12 protein-coding genes are annotated in these 14,868 nt (G+C 72.2%); 6 read left to right on the plus strand and 6 right to left on the minus strand.

Annotated elements, in window-relative coordinates:
• Positions 1-42: 42 nt before the first annotated feature.
• Both AB0J72_RS20905 and AB0J72_RS20910 read right to left on the minus strand, forming a co-directional pair.
• Complete coding sequence (locus AB0J72_RS20905; protein WP_344508800.1) at positions 43-420, minus strand: GntR family transcriptional regulator; 378 nt, start codon at positions 418-420, stop codon at positions 43-45.
• 170 nt (positions 421-590) lie between these two features.
• Positions 591-3,683, minus strand: coding sequence for a hypothetical protein (locus AB0J72_RS20910; RefSeq protein ID WP_363401056.1), 3,093 nt, complete (start codon positions 3,681-3,683; stop codon positions 591-593).
• A gap of 177 nt (positions 3,684-3,860) precedes the next feature.
• Between AB0J72_RS20910 and AB0J72_RS20915 the strand changes: the two genes are divergently transcribed.
• The gene (locus AB0J72_RS20915; RefSeq protein WP_363401058.1) at positions 3,861-4,724 is read left to right on the plus strand and encodes a hypothetical protein; all 864 of its coding nucleotides are present in this window, start codon (positions 3,861-3,863) and stop codon (positions 4,722-4,724) included.
• Between the two features lie 245 nt (positions 4,725-4,969).
• On the opposite strand, the gene AB0J72_RS20920 is transcribed toward AB0J72_RS20915, so the two are convergent.
• Positions 4,970-5,662: a MerR family transcriptional regulator gene (locus AB0J72_RS20920; RefSeq protein ID WP_363401060.1), complete on the minus strand. Its 693-nt coding sequence runs from the start codon at positions 5,660-5,662 to the stop codon at positions 4,970-4,972.
• Between the two features lie 59 nt (positions 5,663-5,721).
• On the opposite strand from AB0J72_RS20920, the gene AB0J72_RS20925 reads away from it, so the two are divergent.
• On the plus strand, positions 5,722-6,357 hold the full coding sequence (locus AB0J72_RS20925) for a hypothetical protein (RefSeq protein WP_363401062.1): 636 nt from the start codon (positions 5,722-5,724) through the stop codon (positions 6,355-6,357).
• A 133-nt stretch (positions 6,358-6,490) separates the two neighbouring features.
• Here AB0J72_RS20925 and AB0J72_RS20930 read toward each other — a convergent pair whose 3' ends face one another.
• Genes AB0J72_RS20930 through AB0J72_RS20940 form a run of 3 tightly spaced genes read right to left on the minus strand, consistent with a single transcriptional unit; the run spans position 6,491 to position 9,919 of the window.
• A complete protein-coding gene (locus AB0J72_RS20930) occupies positions 6,491-7,621 on the minus strand; it encodes an FAD/NAD(P)-binding oxidoreductase (protein WP_363401064.1) in 1,131 nt (376 codons plus the stop codon).
• A 4-nt stretch (positions 7,622-7,625) separates the two neighbouring features.
• A complete protein-coding gene (locus tag AB0J72_RS20935; RefSeq protein WP_363401103.1) occupies positions 7,626-8,372 on the minus strand; it encodes a redoxin domain-containing protein in 747 nt (248 codons plus the stop codon).
• A gap of 5 nt (positions 8,373-8,377) precedes the next feature.
• Entirely contained in the window at positions 8,378-9,919 is a 1,542-nt protein-coding gene (locus tag AB0J72_RS20940; RefSeq protein WP_363401066.1) for a BTAD domain-containing putative transcriptional regulator, read from the minus strand.
• 271 nt (positions 9,920-10,190) lie between these two features.
• Between AB0J72_RS20940 and AB0J72_RS20945 the strand changes: the two genes are divergently transcribed.
• The 4 genes from AB0J72_RS20945 to AB0J72_RS20960 are packed head-to-tail and all read left to right on the plus strand — an operon-like array spanning position 10,191 to position 14,868.
• Positions 10,191-11,393, plus strand: coding sequence for a membrane dipeptidase (locus AB0J72_RS20945; protein WP_363401068.1), 1,203 nt, complete (start codon positions 10,191-10,193; stop codon positions 11,391-11,393).
• Positions 11,390-13,006, plus strand: a complete 1,617-nt coding sequence (locus AB0J72_RS20950; protein WP_363401070.1) for an ABC transporter substrate-binding protein — start codon at positions 11,390-11,392, stop codon at positions 13,004-13,006. Before AB0J72_RS20945 ends, AB0J72_RS20950 begins: the two co-directional genes overlap by 4 nt.
• Before the next feature lie 36 nt (positions 13,007-13,042).
• Positions 13,043-13,996 carry an ABC transporter permease gene (locus tag AB0J72_RS20955; RefSeq protein ID WP_360571684.1) on the plus strand — a complete coding sequence of 318 codons (954 nt, stop codon included), beginning with the start codon at positions 13,043-13,045 and terminating at the stop codon, positions 13,994-13,996.
• Entirely contained in the window at positions 13,993-14,868 is an 876-nt protein-coding gene (locus AB0J72_RS20960; RefSeq protein WP_363401073.1) for an ABC transporter permease, read from the plus strand. Before AB0J72_RS20955 ends, AB0J72_RS20960 begins: the two co-directional genes overlap by 4 nt.

The following is a 14,868-nucleotide window of genomic DNA, read 5'->3' on the forward strand; positions in this document are numbered from 1 at the left end:
ATGTGTCGACGACCAGCAGTGCGGTGGTCAGTGGTGCGGTGGTCAGTAGTGCGTGTCGAGCACGGACTTGAACAGCGCCTCGACGTCCTCACGCTCCAGCCCCGCGGCCTTCGCCGCCCGGAGCCAGCCGTCGAGGTCGCCGCGCAGCGGCCCGTCGGCCTGGGTGCCCGCGCTGGCGAGCGAGCGCCGCACGAACGTGCCCAGCCCCGGTCGCGGCTCGACGAGCCCTTCGCGTTCGAGCTCGCGGTATGCCTTCAGCACGGTGTTCGGGTTGATCGCGGTGGCCGCGACGACCTCCTTGGCCGTCGGGAGACGATCGCCGGGCTGCAGCAGCCCGAGCCGGAGCGCGTGCCTGGTCTGATGGACCAGCTGCAGATATGTCGCCACACCTGAGCGCCGGTCGATGCGGAACTCGATCACTCCAGACTGCTTTCACTAATTAGTTAGTGAAAGCAGTCTTCGCGGCGGCACCCTGAGCTGTCAAGACGACGCGCCGCTCCGGCCACCTCGGCGGGGGTGCGGTCGAGGACGGCGAAAGCCCATTGACCGGCAAGAACACGCCCAGATTCCAGATCGTTCGGCACCGGCGCTCAGGACCGGCACGCGAGGCGCGCCTGGCGCAGGACCATGGCGGTGGCGGGCTCGCACACGGCGCCCAGCGCGTCCAGCGCGTCGCGGACCCGCTGGACCGCCCGGTCGATCGCGGCCGGATCGCGGCGCTGCAGTTCCGCGGCAAGCAGCAGCCGGAGCCCCCGTTCGCCGTACGGGTCGACGGCGAGTGCCCGCTCGGCGAGGTGACGCGCCTGCCCGGGGTCGCCCTCGGCCAGGCGCCGCTCGCCCAGCATGACCGCCGCGCCGGCCAGGTCGGCGGCCAGCGACCCGGCCAGCGTGGCCGGATCCGGCAGGCCCGCCAGGTCGCTGAGGGGCTCGCCGCGCCAGAGGGCGACGATCGCGGCGAGCCGCGCGTCGACGGCGCCCAGCCCTCCGTTGGCGGCTGCCGCCCGTACGGCCGCGAGGTGTGCTCGCAGGTCGTGGAGGTCGACCCCGAGCGTCGCCGACTCCGCCAGCCGCACCGTGTCGCGGTCCACCCGCAGGTGATAGCCGGGTTCGCCGGACCGCCGCTCCGGTTCCAGAACCCGGCGCAGGTAGGTGAGCGTCACCCGGAGGTTGCGCGCCGCGGCCGGCGGATCGAGGTCGGGCCAGAGCAGGTCCATGACGCGGCCGCGGTGCAGCTGGCCGTGCACGGCGAGCAGCGCGAGCAACTGGCGGACCCGGCGCCGGCGCAGTTCGGGCCGCTGCACCGGCTTTCCGTCCACGAGGACGCGGAGCGACCCGACCACCTCGACGCGGGTGGTGCCGGCGGGGAGCGCGGGCACCACCAGCAGCATCCGGTCAGCGGCTGCGGCGAGCGGGCCGCCGGAGCGCGCGAGGATCTTCAGCTCCTCGCGCGCCACCGCGCCGAGCCGGTCGGTGAGCCACTGCATCAGCTCGGCGCCGCCCGGCAGGCCGGCCGCGTCGGCCCGGACCGCCAGCTCGACCGACCACGGCAACGGAAACGCGGTGAGGATCGTCTCCGATCCGCCGAGCCGGTCGGTGTCCCGCAACCGGTCCTCGCGCGCCGCGACGAGCTGGCGGGCGACCTCACGCACCCGCACGTGCGCAGGCCCGAGCGGCTGCGTCTCCCAGACCAGGCGCGCCTCACCGGACAGGACGTAGCTGTACGCAAGGAACCGGCGCAGCCGGACGGCGGCAACCGGATCGGTGAGCGGGTGCAGGGTGAGGAAGTCCCCGAGGACGGCAGCCGCCGTACGCTCGTCGTGGTCGGCGACGGCGCGCGCCATGGCCGCGACGGTCAGGTCGGCGGCATCCCGGGCCTCCTCGCCGCCGGCGGCCGCCTCGGCCTGCCGCCAGAGCCGGTCCACGGCGTCCCGCTGGCCGAGGGCCGCCGCGACCACGACGCCGAAGGTGAGGAAGTTGAAGCGGAAGCGCGCATTCGTGTCGGCGTCGGGTGCCGCCACAGCCGCCGCGCCGTCCATCCCGACCAGGCCGAGCATGTCCGCCGGCCGGCCGGCCATCCACCGCGCGAACGACACCATCCGCCGTACGTTGGCGTAGGGCGACCCGGACAGGCGGAGTTCCGCGAGCGCGGCCGCCTCGTCGGCCCGCCCGGCGAGCAGCAACAGGTGGACGTGGAACCGGCTCACCGGGCTGCCCGGCTGCGCGGCGGCCGGACCGTCGCAGATCGGTTCCAGGGCGGCCAGCCCGGCGTCCACGTCACCGCACATCTCGGCGACGGCCGCGTGGACGGCACCGGTGAGCACCCGCAGCGCCGGATGCCGGCCCGCGTCCGGGAGCGCCGCGGCGCGCTGGTAGACGGCGAACAGCCGGTCCTGAGCACCCCGGGCGTGCGCGGCGATCGCGGCGAGACTGAGCGCCGCCGCCTCGGCCGACCCGTCGCCGGCCCGGCAGGCTGCCTCGCCCGCGGCGTCCACGAGCCGGTCGACTCCGGCGTCGTCGGCCCGCAGCGCCTGCCGGGTGGCGGCCTCCAGCAGCAGCAGTCCCGGCCGGTGGCGCTGTTCCTGCGGTACGGCCGCGAGCCATCGGGCACCGGTGTCGTACGGAAACGTGGCGAGGGTCGCCATGACGAGTGCCGTCGCGGCGCGGTCGAGCAGCTCCAGGTCCCCGGCGCCGACCGCGAGCGCGCCGGCCCGCAGCGGATCGCCGCGGCGCAGCAGGAGATCGCCGACGCGCACCCGCATCGCGGCGACCTCGCCGGTCGGCAGCAGCCGCGCCAGCGCGGCAGTCCACAGTGGATGCGCCCGGGCCTCGTCGTCGGCGACCAGGTCCACCAGGGGCACCCGGTCGGCGAGGGCGGCGACATCGACGTGGGCGCCGCACAGCGCCGTCAGCGTTGCGCCGTCGGTCGACCCGAGCATGGCGAGGGCGAGCAGTGCTGTCCGCTCGTCGGCGACGAGCCGTGAGACCACCTCGTCCCACAGGTACGCCCGGGCGACCCCGACCGGCGCGGCAAGGGTGAGCCGTGTCAGGGCCGGCCAACCACCCAGTCCGGCCACGTGTGCCTGGTCGCGACCCGCCCGGCGGGCGAGCGCCGCCAGCTCCGCCGGGGTGAAGCCCAGATCCGGCTCTCCGATCTCGGCCAGCCGGTCGGCCGCCCGCAGCCGGGACAGGGACAGCGGCGGGAGGCTGCGTCCCGCCAGTACCAGATGAGCCCCCGCGGGCAAACGGCGCACCAGCTCCGCGACGAGCTGGTGACCGGACGATCCGGCGGGCAGTTCGTGCAGATCGTCGAGGACGAGACAGGTCTGCAGCGGGGACGGGGCCCGCAGTGCCTCGAGCGCCGCCTGGACCGGGCAGGTCGCTCCGGCGCCTGCCGCGAATGCCCGGCAGATGGCCCTGGACAGCCGCCTGGCGTCCTCGTCGCCCGGCTCGCAGGTCACCCATGCCTCCACCCCGCGCGGGTTCGCGAGGTGCAGCCGCGCGGCCTGGGCGAGGGTCGTGGACTTGCCGAACCCCGCGCCGGCGACCACCGCGGTCACCGCCACCTCCCAGCGGCCGGCCAGCCGTTCGATGAGGTCGGTGCGCGCCAGCTCCCCGGCGATGCCCCTCGGCAGGCCGTCGACGAGCCGCGGGTGCACCAGCTCGGCCACCGCGTCCGATCGCATCACATCGGCACCTCCAGTCCCTCCCGTCCACCGCTGAGACACGGACGGAACGCGGCCACCGGTAGCCGGGGTCGGCTACCCGACTCGCACGCCGTGGCTAGCGGCCCGCTAACGGCGCGACCGGAGCATTCGACGCAGCGGTCGCCGACGGGGTGGCCGCCCTTCGAGGAGGAACCCATGAGTCGAATTCTGGTCGGCACGACGGCACTGCTCGTCGCGCTGGCCACGGTGGTGGTCGGCGCCGCGGCGCCGGCGCAGGCATCGCTCGTCGGCGCGACACTGGTCTCGACGCCGAGCCTCACGGATTCGAACAACAAGGAGGCGCGGGCGGAGTGCCCGGGCGACACCGTCGTCTACGGCGGTGGTGCCCGGATCTCCGGCGGCGCGGGCCAGGTGTACGTCCGCGCGATCATCCCGGATGCAAGCCTGGAGTTCGTGACGGTGCACGGCGAGGAGGACGGCAACTTTCCCGGCGATTGGACCATCGTGGCGCAGGCGGTGTGCGGCCCGCCGGGCAACCACGGCCTGCACGTGGTCTCGGTCCCCTCCGTGGTCGACGGCACCGACATCTCGCCCCGGTCGGCGTACGCGCCCTGCCCCGGCGAGGTCGTGTTCAGCGGAGGTTTCGAGCTGAGCCCCACGGGCGGCGAGGTCTTCATCGCGGAGATGGAGCCGACCGCGAACCTCAGCCGGGTGGAGGTGCAGGCGGTGGAGGACTTCAACTACACGACGCCCTGGAACCTCAGCGCCATCGCCATCTGCGGCGTGCCCGACACCTCGACGATCGCGCTGAGCGCGCCCGTCAGCACCGCCCTGAACTCCACCACGAACAAGACGGTGGAACCCGCGTGCGACCCGGGTTTCACCAGCATCGGGATGGGCGGCATGATCCACGACGGCAACGGTGACGGCTTCACGAACGCGGTGCTGGACCGGTTCTCGTTCAACTCCGGGCTGTCGAAGGTGACCACCACCGCCCGCGAGAACGGCACCACCACCGACGACTGGCAGACACTCGGCACCGTGATCTGCCTGTCCTGACCCGGCACGCTCCGGCACCGGATGGGTGGCGGGCGCGTGTACCCAGCAGAATCCGGGTACACGCGCCCCCATTTATCGACCGACGCGCTGCGCCTTGCCCAACTCGACATGCACCATGCGGGAGCCCCACCGGTGACCTGGGGCGCGTTCGTCTGCTACGGAGACCCGGGGCCATTGTCGATCTCCGACCCACACCCAATCGCGTCAGGCCAGGTCGAACCACGGTCCCGACTTCGACACACTCCCTAGCCGACCGGGATCTCCAGCACGGTGGCCGTGGTGCCGTCGCCGTCGGTCAGGTGCTCCTCGACCGCCGGCCCGGCGACCGCCAGCCGGTGCCGCCGGATCCAGTCGAACAGGTCCAGTCCTGAGCGCACCACCCCCCAGTCCGGCGGCACGACGGCCCGCACCACCCGCCGCGGCGGCAGCGTCAGCGGCTCGCCGCCGCGGTCGGCGACGGCCGCCGTGAACGGGGCGCCCGGCGGGCCGCTCAGCCACGTGAGCAGCGTCCCGCCGGTACACAGCGGGCCGAGCTCGCCCGGGTCGCCGACCTGGAACCGGCGGACCCGCAGCCGGCGCGGACCGACTGTGGCCACCTGCGGCAGGACCGGCGTCGCGGCGGCGAGCCGGTCCTCGGCGGCCGCCACCGCCGCGGTCTTCGCCGCGATGTCCCGGCGCAGCTCGGCCACGGTGTCGGTGAGCGCCGCGCGCACCTGTGCGTCGGGCGCGTCGAGCAGCTCTGCGATGCGGCGCAGCGGCAGGCCGAGCCGCTGCAGGCCGCGGACGCGTTCGAGGCGGGTCAGCTCGCCCACCCCGTACCACCGGTAGCCGGTCACCGCGTCCACCGCCGCCGGCCGCAACAGCCCGATCCGGTCGTAGTGGCGCAGCGTGTCGCCGGAGACGCCGGCCATGCGCGCGAGCTGCCCGATCCGCCACACGGTGCCCCTCCTCCGCGGCTTGACCTTCGCCCCGCACCAAGGTTCTAGCGTCGCCGCCCATGACCACCATCGCACGGCCCGCGGGCCTGCTGCTGCTGTCGTCGGTCGGGGCGCTGCTCGCCGGGGCGGTCGTCGCCGTAGCGGCCGGGCTGACCCTGAACCCCTCCGACCTGCCCGCGACGCTCGGCGCGGTCGCCGAACGGACCGAGCTGCACCTCGCCGCCCTCGCCCTTGACGTCGCCGGCTGGCTGGCGCTGCTGGCCGCCGCGCTCACCATGGCCCGGCCGTCCACCGCGGCCGCGGCCGGCCTGCTGGCCGCGGCCGGGCTCGCCGGGCTGCTCCACGACGCCGGGAACCTCGCGGTCACCCAGCTGACCGCCGCGCCGGCGGCGGCCGTGGCGGTGCTGCTCGTCGCGAAGTGGACGGTCAACCTCGCCGGGCTGCTCTGGGTCGCCGCCACCGTCGTGCTGAGCCGTGGCCTGTCGCGGGCGTTCCGCAGTACCGGAGCCGTCGCCGCGGCATCGGGACTGGCCGCTGTCGTCATCCCCTGGACCAGCACGACGGCGGGGCCCTCGGTCGCGCTCGAGCAGGTCGGCTATGCGCTGCACCTGCCGGTCATGGTGTGGTTCGCCGCGGTCGGGCTGGTCAGCGTCACGCCCGTCAGGCGCTCGGAGAGGTCCCAGCGCCGGCGCTGAGCCCTCCTCGTCGTGGGACCGCGGCGACGAGTCGACCTTCTCCGGGTGGCCGGTGAACTGGCGGCGACATCCGTGCCGAACCCGTCGACTCCGGTTTCGTCGTGCGCATCGGCCTGCCGGCCGCCGGTGCGGTTCAGCTCCAGGTGCGGCCGAACCACCGCCGGACCCGGCTCGACCCGAACTCGGTCTTGTCCGCCCGGTAGACGTCGGAGGCGTCGTCGAAGGTGCCGAACGGCGTCTCGCCCCGGCGGAACGTCACCTGGACGCGGCCGATGCGCTCCTCGCCGAACTCGACGAAGCAGATGCCGGTGCCGTCGTAGGTCGCCGCGGCACCGTCGCCGCGGTGCGCCGCGATGATCTGCTCGGCGACGACCGCCGCCTGCCCCTCGGCGAACACCCCGGCCTTGGGCGTGCCGACGCTGGTCACGTCGCCGACCGCGTAGACACCCTCATACTGCGTGCGCAGGGTCAGCGAGTCGACCGGGATCCAGCCGTCGACGCACATCCCGGAGTCCAGTACCACCTGCGGCGCCCGGTGCACGGGCACCCCGAGGAACAGGTCGAACGGCAGCTCGTCGGCGAGCAGCGCCACCCTGCGCCGCGGGTCGAGCCCGCGCACCAGCCGGTTCGGGTGCCAGCCGATGCCCCGCTCGGCGAACGCCGTCAGCAGCGCCGCGGAGGCGGCCGGCGACGGCGGGATCGGCGCGCCCAGCGGCATCACGAGGTCGACCCGCGAGCGGTCCCGGATGCCGCGAGCGGACAGCAGGTCGTGCAGCATGAGCGCGGTCTCGCTCGGCGCCGGCGGACACTTGAACGGGGTCGACGTGACCCCCACGAGCACCCGGCCGCCGTCGAACCGTTCGAGGACCTCGCGCAGCGCGAACGCGCCGTCGACCGTGTAGAACTCGTGCCCGGCCTCGACCAGGCCCGGAGTCGCGCCCGGGTCCAGGTCGGCGCCGAGCGCGACCACCAGGACGTCCGCGTCGTACGTGCCCTCGTCGGTCTCGACCCGCCGCCCCGCCGGGTCGATGGACCGGATCTCGGCCCGTACGACGCGGACACCCGGCTTGACCAGGTCCGCGTACAGGTGCCGCACCGCCGCCGCGGTGGTGCGGCCGAACATGACGTCGAGCTTGGAGAACCCGAAGACGAACCCGTCGGCCTTGTCGACCAGGGTGATCTCGGCGGCGTCGCCCAACGCCTCGGACAGCCGGGTGGTCAGCTCCAGCCCGCCGAAGCCGGCACCCAGCACCAGGACGCGCACGGCGTCAGGCCGGCTGCGCGACGATGCGGATGTACGGCTTCGGCTCTTTCCAGACGCCGAAGACCTCGCGGGCCCGCTCGTTGCTGACCGAGCCGGCGATCACCACGTCCTCGCCCTGTCGCCAGTTCACCGGCGTGGCGACCGCGTGCCGGGCGGTCAGCTGCAGCGAGTCGATGACCCGCAGGATCTCGTCGAAGTTGCGTCCGGTGGTCATCGGGTACAGCAGGATCAGTTTGATCTTCTTGTCCGGGCCGATCACGAAGACCCCGCGGACCGTCTGGTTCTGGGCGGCGGTCCGGTCGGCCGCGTCACCGCTGACGTCGGCGCCGAGCATCCCGTACGCCTTGGACACGACGAAGTCCGCGTCCCCGATCATCGGGTAGTTGGGTGCCGTGCCCTGCGTCTCCTCGATGTCGGCGGCCCACTGGGCGTGCCGGTCGACGGGGTCCACGGACAGCGCCATCAGCTTGACGCCGCGCTTGTCGAACTCCGGCTTGATCTTCGCCATGTAGCCGAGCGCGAACCGGGCGGCCGCCGCGGCCAGCTCCGCCGCGCCCTCCGGCGCGCCCGCCTGGACGTGGGCCTGCGCGCCGACCGGGTTCAGCAGCGCGCTGCAGGTCGGGCACTCGCCGTACCTGGCCGCCGCGGACCGCGCCGAACGCACCGAGCGGACCGCCGCCTCGGGCTCGCCGCGCTCCACCGCCGCGAACGCGGCCGTGGCGTGCAGCCGCGCCCACGCGTGCCGGGCCATCGGGGTCACAGTCGCGATCGTCGTCGCCCGCTTGAGGAACACGGTCGCCTCGGCGTGCTCCCCGACACACGCCGCCAGCTCGGCGCGCGCAGCCAGGGCAGCGCGACCGTGCGGCTGCCGAGCGGCTCGTACAGGTCGCAGCTGCGCTCCAGGCAGGCGGCGGCCTCGTCCCACCGCGCCCGCAGCAGCAGCGACTCGCCGAGCAGGCACCAGGCGAACGCCTGCGCGGGCACGGCGTCCAGGCGTTCGGCGAGCGCCAGCGTCTCCCGGGCGTACTCGTCCACGTCGCGGGTCGAGTCGTCACCGTACAGCTGGTACTGGCTGAGGCAGTGGTTGAAGTCGCAGAACCGGGCCACCCGCTGGCCGAGCGCCGAACCGGTCAGCCGCTCGATCTGATGCTGCAGGCCGGGCCGCCAGTCGCCACGCAGGTGCGAGACGAACGCCAGCGCCTCCAACGCCGCGGCCACGTCGTCCTCGTCGCCGTGCGCCAGCGCCGCCGTGTGCGCCTCCTCGGCGTGCCGGCCGGCGGCCGCGAGGTCGCCGCGTTCCCACGCCAGCTGGGCCCGCAGACAGCTCAGGCGGCCCCGCTCGGCCGGGCCGGGACCGAACCCGTCCGCGGCCGCCAGGTGCGGCTCCGCCTCGTCGGGCCGGTGCTGCATCAGCCACGCGCCCGCGGCCTTGCGGTGCACCCGACCCGACGGCGCCGCGGCCAGCGCCTGCGCGTATGCCTGCACCGCCGCGGACGGGTTCCCCGACTGCACCCGCAGGTCGCCGACGCGCTCCCACAGGTCGGTGGTCAGCGCCGGCTCGCTCACCTGCTCGGCGCGGATCTCCTCGTAGAGGCGCTGGGTCTCCGCGGCCGGTCGCACCCCCAGCTCCTCCTGCAGCACCTCGCACAGCCGCGCGTACTGCCGCTGCGCCTCGTCGCGTCGCCCGGCCAACGCGTACAGCCGCATCAGCCACGCGTGGTTCGCCTCGCCGAGCTGGTCGGCGGCCACCAGCCGCTGCACGGCGCGGGCCGCCTCGACCAGGTCACCGCCGGCCTCCAACAGCCCGGCGTACTCCCCGACCAGGGCGAGGAAGTCGGCGTTCAGCTCCTCACGCGGCGCCGCCGCCCACTCCTCGTACAGATCCTCGGGCAGCAGCCCCTGCCGGTACACGGCGATCGCGGCGGCGTACGCATCGACCTTCCTGCTCGCCCGGGCCTCGGCCACCAGCGACCAGTAGTCGCCGACGTCGACCGAAAGCCGACCGGGCGGCAGAAACAGCAGATCCCCCGCCGAAACGATGTATTCCGCGCCATCCACGGAATGCAGAATCCGCCGGGCGGAATGCAACACCTTCCGCAAATTCGCGGCCGCCGCCGACGGCTCGAACTCCGGCCACAGCGCCGCCGTCACCTGCTCCCGCCGCAACCGCTGCCCCGGCGCCAGCGCAAGCATCTTGACCAGGGCCGCGGGCTTCCGCTGGGTCCACATCCCCGGATCGATGGCCCGACCTTCCACGTACACCCGGAAACCGCCGAAAAGGTCGATGCGCAAATTCACGCGGCCACCCTACCGAAACAATCCGTTCAGTCGGCCACCTCCGCCTTTCCCGTGACCGATGGTATTGCCGCGCCTGCGCCAGCTCGGTAACGGGGGGCCGAACCGGGGCTCGGGCCTCCCAGCGCCGAAGACCGCCGAAATCCTGCCGTAACACGTAACAGTCCGGTCACGACAGCTTTCCCGGCGCGTGCCGCCGCACGTACAGTGCCAGTGGCCGGAGGTCAGACCTCTGTCCTCCGGCCTTCAATCCATGCCGACGTGAGGTGGACGCGTGCAGGAACCCGCCGCCCGGTACGAGGGATACAAGTCGTTCGACTACCTGGCCCCCCATACCGACTACAAGGTGTTCGAACTGGCCCCGCAGCTGGGCCGGGTGCCCGAGCACGACCTCGGGCTCTCCGACAGCCAGCGGGAACGGGTCGCCCGGCTGCTCAGCGAGCACGCCGCGATCTCGCTGCACGAGCACCCCAAGATCCTTCCTGCCGACGTCACGCAGCTGCGGGACTACAACCGCACCGGACGCAACGCCTTCGGGTTCGAAGGGCTCGCGCGGTCCGGCCTCACCGCCGTCTTTGACAACTTCATGAACGGCACCGGCTGTGTCACCAGCGAGCACGCCTGGAAGTGGGACGACGTCATCTATGACATCGGGCTGCGCTTCGCCGATGTCGCCAAGCAGGACTACGTGGTGGTGGCGACCACCCTCGACGAGATCTTCGCGGCCAAGCGCGACGGCCGGCTCGCCCTGGTGGCGGGGCTGGAGGCGGCCACGATGATCGAGAACGAGCTGGACCGGATCGACATCCTGTACGGCTTCGGCGTCCGCCAGATGGGCATCGCCTACAGCCAGGCCAACATGCTCGGCAGCGGGCTCTCCGAGGAGCGCGACGGCGGCCTCACCCACTTCGGCCGCCGCGCCGTCGACCGGATGAACAAGCTCGGCATCGCCATCGACATCTCGCACTCCGGCGACCAGACGTCCCTCGACGTGATCGAGGCGAGCCGGGTGCCGGTCTTCATCACCCACGCCGGCTCGCGCACGGTCTGGGACACGCCCCGGATGAAGCCGGACGACGTGATCCGCGCCTGCGCCGAGCGCGGCGGCGTGATCGGCATCGAGGCCGCCCCGCACACCACCCTGTCCGCGAAGCACCCGTACCACTCGATCGAGTCGGTGATGGACCACTTCACCCACTGCGTCGAGCTGGTCGGCATCGACCACGTGGCGTTCGGACCGGACACCAACTTCGGCGACCACGTCGGCCTGCACGACAGCTTTGTCGGGCACCTGGCGATCGGCCGGGCGCACGGCGCGGTCGACCACCCGCGCGTGGCGTACGTCTCCGGGCTCGAGAACCCGGCCGAGTGCTTCAGCAACATCGTCGGCTGGCTGGTCCAGCACGACTACTCCGATGACGAGATCGCCAAGGTCATCGGCGGCAACATCATTCGCGTACTTCAGGAGGTTTGGTGAGGAACCTGAGCAAGGCCGCCGTCGCGCTCGGCGCGGCGGTCGCCCTGACCCTGTCCGGCTGCGGGCTCAACGAGGACAACGACTCGTCGAAGGGCAGCAGCGGCGGCGACGCGGTGCTGCGGATCGGCACCACGACCGACGTCTCCAACTTCAACCCGCTGCAGTCGCTGAGCAAGACCGACTCCTGGATTCTCAACGCGATGTACCCGCACCTGCTGCGGATCGACGAGAACGCGAAGAAGGCGCCGGAGCTGGCGAAGGAGTACACCTACGAGGACGGCGGCAAGACCGCGGTGTTCAAGCTGCGCGACGACTTCGTGTGGACCGACGGCAAGCCGGTGGTCGCCGATGACGTCAAGTTCAGCGCCGAGTCGATCATGAAGTACAAGCTCGGCAACGTCGCCGCCAAGCTCACCTGGGTCACCTCGATCGAGGCGCCGGACGCGACGACGGTGAAGTTCCACCTTTCGCAGGCGTACGCGCCGTTCGCCGAGGGTGTCGGCTTCTGGATGTCGGTCGTGCCCAAGCACGTCTTCGAGTCCGCCGGCGACCTGTCGAAGTTCCCCAACGACTCCAACTGGGTCGGCGCCGGGCCGTTCGTGCTGGAGAGCGCCACCAAGAGCCAGCGGTACGTGATGAAGCGCAACGACAAGTACCCGCTCGCGCCCGGTGGCAAGGCGGCCGTCAGCAAGGTCGAGTACCGCATCTACCCGGACGTCAACACGATGATGCTGGCGCTGCGCAACGGCGACATCGACCTGATGGGCACCCCGGTGCCGACGTCCGCGGCCAAGACCTTCCAGGGCGACTCGAAGATCAAGCTGACCAAGGTCGGCGCGCTCGGCTTCGCCCACCTGACGTACAACATGAACAACAAGGACCTGGCCAAGCAGGAGGTCCGGCAGGCGCTGTCGATGGCGGTCGACACCAAGGCCATCATCGCCTCGGTGCTGCAGGGCGACGCGCAGCAGATGGCCGGCCCCATCTCGCCGATCTTCGCCGAGTACGACAACACCCAGCTCCAGCCGTACGCGTTCGACCCGGCGGGGGCGAAGGCCAAGCTCACCGCGGCGGGCTACAAGGACGGCAACGGCGACGGCTTCTTCGACGGGCTGGAGCTCGGCGTCGCCTGTGACCAGTCGAACGCCAACATGACCCGGGTGGTGCAGCTGTTCCGGGAGAGCGCCGAGCAGGCCGGCATCAAGTTGAAGAACGAGTGCGTTGAGCGCAACACCTTCCTGAGCCGCACCAAGGAAGGCAAGTACGACATCGACGCGTCGCAGTGGGGCGTCTTCGACAACCCGATGGACCAGCTGCGTAGCACGTACCTGTCCAGCAACCCGGGTGGGATCAACTACAACCTGCTCAAGTCGGACGAGATGGACCGGCTGATCAACGACGCCGCCGGCACCACCGACCACGCCACCTTCGTCGAGAAGATCAAGAACATCGACAAGGTCGTGCACGACCAGGCGTACCTGACCCCGCTGTACGTGGAGAACTTCCAGTTCGCCTACAACGCCAGCAAGTTCCAGGGCTTCGTCGCGTCGCCCTCCGACCTGCTCGGCATGGTCACCGCGTACTCGCTCGCCCAGGTCAAGCCGGTCGGCTGACCGGCCGACGCCAGCACAGGAAAGGAGGGGTCCCCCGTGGCACGCTTCGTGCTCAACCGGGCGCTGAAGGCCGTACTGACGATCTGGATAGCGATCACCGCGACGTTTTTCCTGCTCCGGTTGCTCCCGGGGGACCCCACGACCCTGATGGTCGAGGGCGACATGACCCCTGAGATGCGGGCCGCCCTGCTCAAGACCTACGGCCTGGACCGGCCGCTGTTCGAGCAGTACGTCGCGTATCTTCGCGAGCTGCTGCACGGCAACTTCGGGATATCGTTCCGGCAGATCCAGCCGGTGAGCGAGATCCTCCTCGACCGGCTGCCGTGGACACTGCTGCTGGCCGGCACGGCGTTCGTGCTGACCATCGCCATCGGCATCCCGATCGGCGTGTTCGCGGCGGCCCATCGCGACCGCTGGCCGGACAAGGTGCTGCAGGGCTTCGGCATCGGCGGGCACGCGCTCTTCGTGCCCAGCGTGGCCATGCTGCTGCTGGTCTTCGTCGGCGCCCGGCTCGGCTGGTTCCCGATCGGCGGGGCGATCGACCCCGACACCCGGGGCGCCGCAGCCTATCTCAGCCTGGCGCACCACCTGGTGCTGCCGGTGCTCTCACTGGTCCTCGTGCAACTCGGCCCGTACGCGCTGACGCTGCGCACCAACCTGGTCGACGTCCTCGGCGAGGACTACATCCGCGCCGCCCGCGCCCGCGGCCTCTCCGGCCGCCGCCGGCTGTGGAAGCACGCCCTGCGCAACGCGATCCTGCCCGCGCTGACCCTGATGGGCCTCCAGCTCGGCACGCTGGTCGGCGGCGCCGTGCTCACCGAGACCGTGTTCGCCTACCCCGGGGTCGGCCGGCTCATCTACGAGGCCGTCGGGCAACGCGACTACCCCGTCCTGCAAGGAGCGTTCATCATGCTCGCTATCACCGTCGTGGTTGCCAACACGCTCACCGACCTGCTCTACGCCGTGCTCAACCCGAGGATCCGGCTGTGAGCGCGCCGCTCATGCCGGAGGCGGCGGCGGAAGCGGCCCCCAGCGCCAAGCCGGCCTGGCGCGCCTTCCTGCGCAAGCCCTCCGGGCTGCTCGCGGCGACGGTGCTGACGGTGATGGTCGTGGTCGCGCTCGCCGCCCCGCTGATCGCCGACGAGCCCGGCGGTACGGGCAATGACGTGCTCGTCGGACCCTCGGGCGCGCACTGGTTCGGCACCGACGACCTCGGCCAGGACATCTTCGCCCAGGTGGTCTGGGGCACCCGGACCAGCCTGATGATCGGTGTGGCCGCCTCACTCATCGCGATCGTGCTCGGCACCGCGATCGGACTCGCCTCGGCGCATTTCCGGCCGGTCGACGCCGTCGGCACGGTCGTCACCGACGTGATGCTGGCGCTGCCGACCCTCCCCCTGATGATCATGCTGGCCGCGATCGTCAACCCGAGCGTCTGGACGCTCACCGTGATCATCGGCGTCTTCGCCTGGCCCGAGGTGGCCCGGCTGATCCGCTCGCAAGGCCTGGTCGTCTCGGCGATGCCCTACATCGACGGCGCGCGGGTGCTCGGCGCGAGCGGCTGGCGGATCGTCACCCGCGAGATCCTGCCCGCGGTGGTCCCGCTGATCGTGGTGAGCGTGCTGCTGACCGCGTCCCGCGCGGTCATCTCCGAGGCGGGGCTGAGCTTCCTCGGCCTCGGTGACCCCGACTCGTGGTCGTGGGGGCGGATCCTGCTCAACGCCCAGCGCAGCGGCGTGGTCGCCATCGCCTGGTGGCAGACGCTGTTCCCGTCGCTGGCGATCCTGCTGCTCGTCCTTGCCGCCACCGTGGCCGGCATGCGCTTCAACGACATCCGCGACCCCCGCCGGAACGGAGGCTGA

It is taken from the genome of Dactylosporangium sp. NPDC049742 (assembly GCF_040674675.1).
In the GTDB taxonomy this organism is placed as follows: Bacteria; Actinomycetota; Actinomycetes; order Mycobacteriales; family Micromonosporaceae; genus Dactylosporangium; species Dactylosporangium maewongense.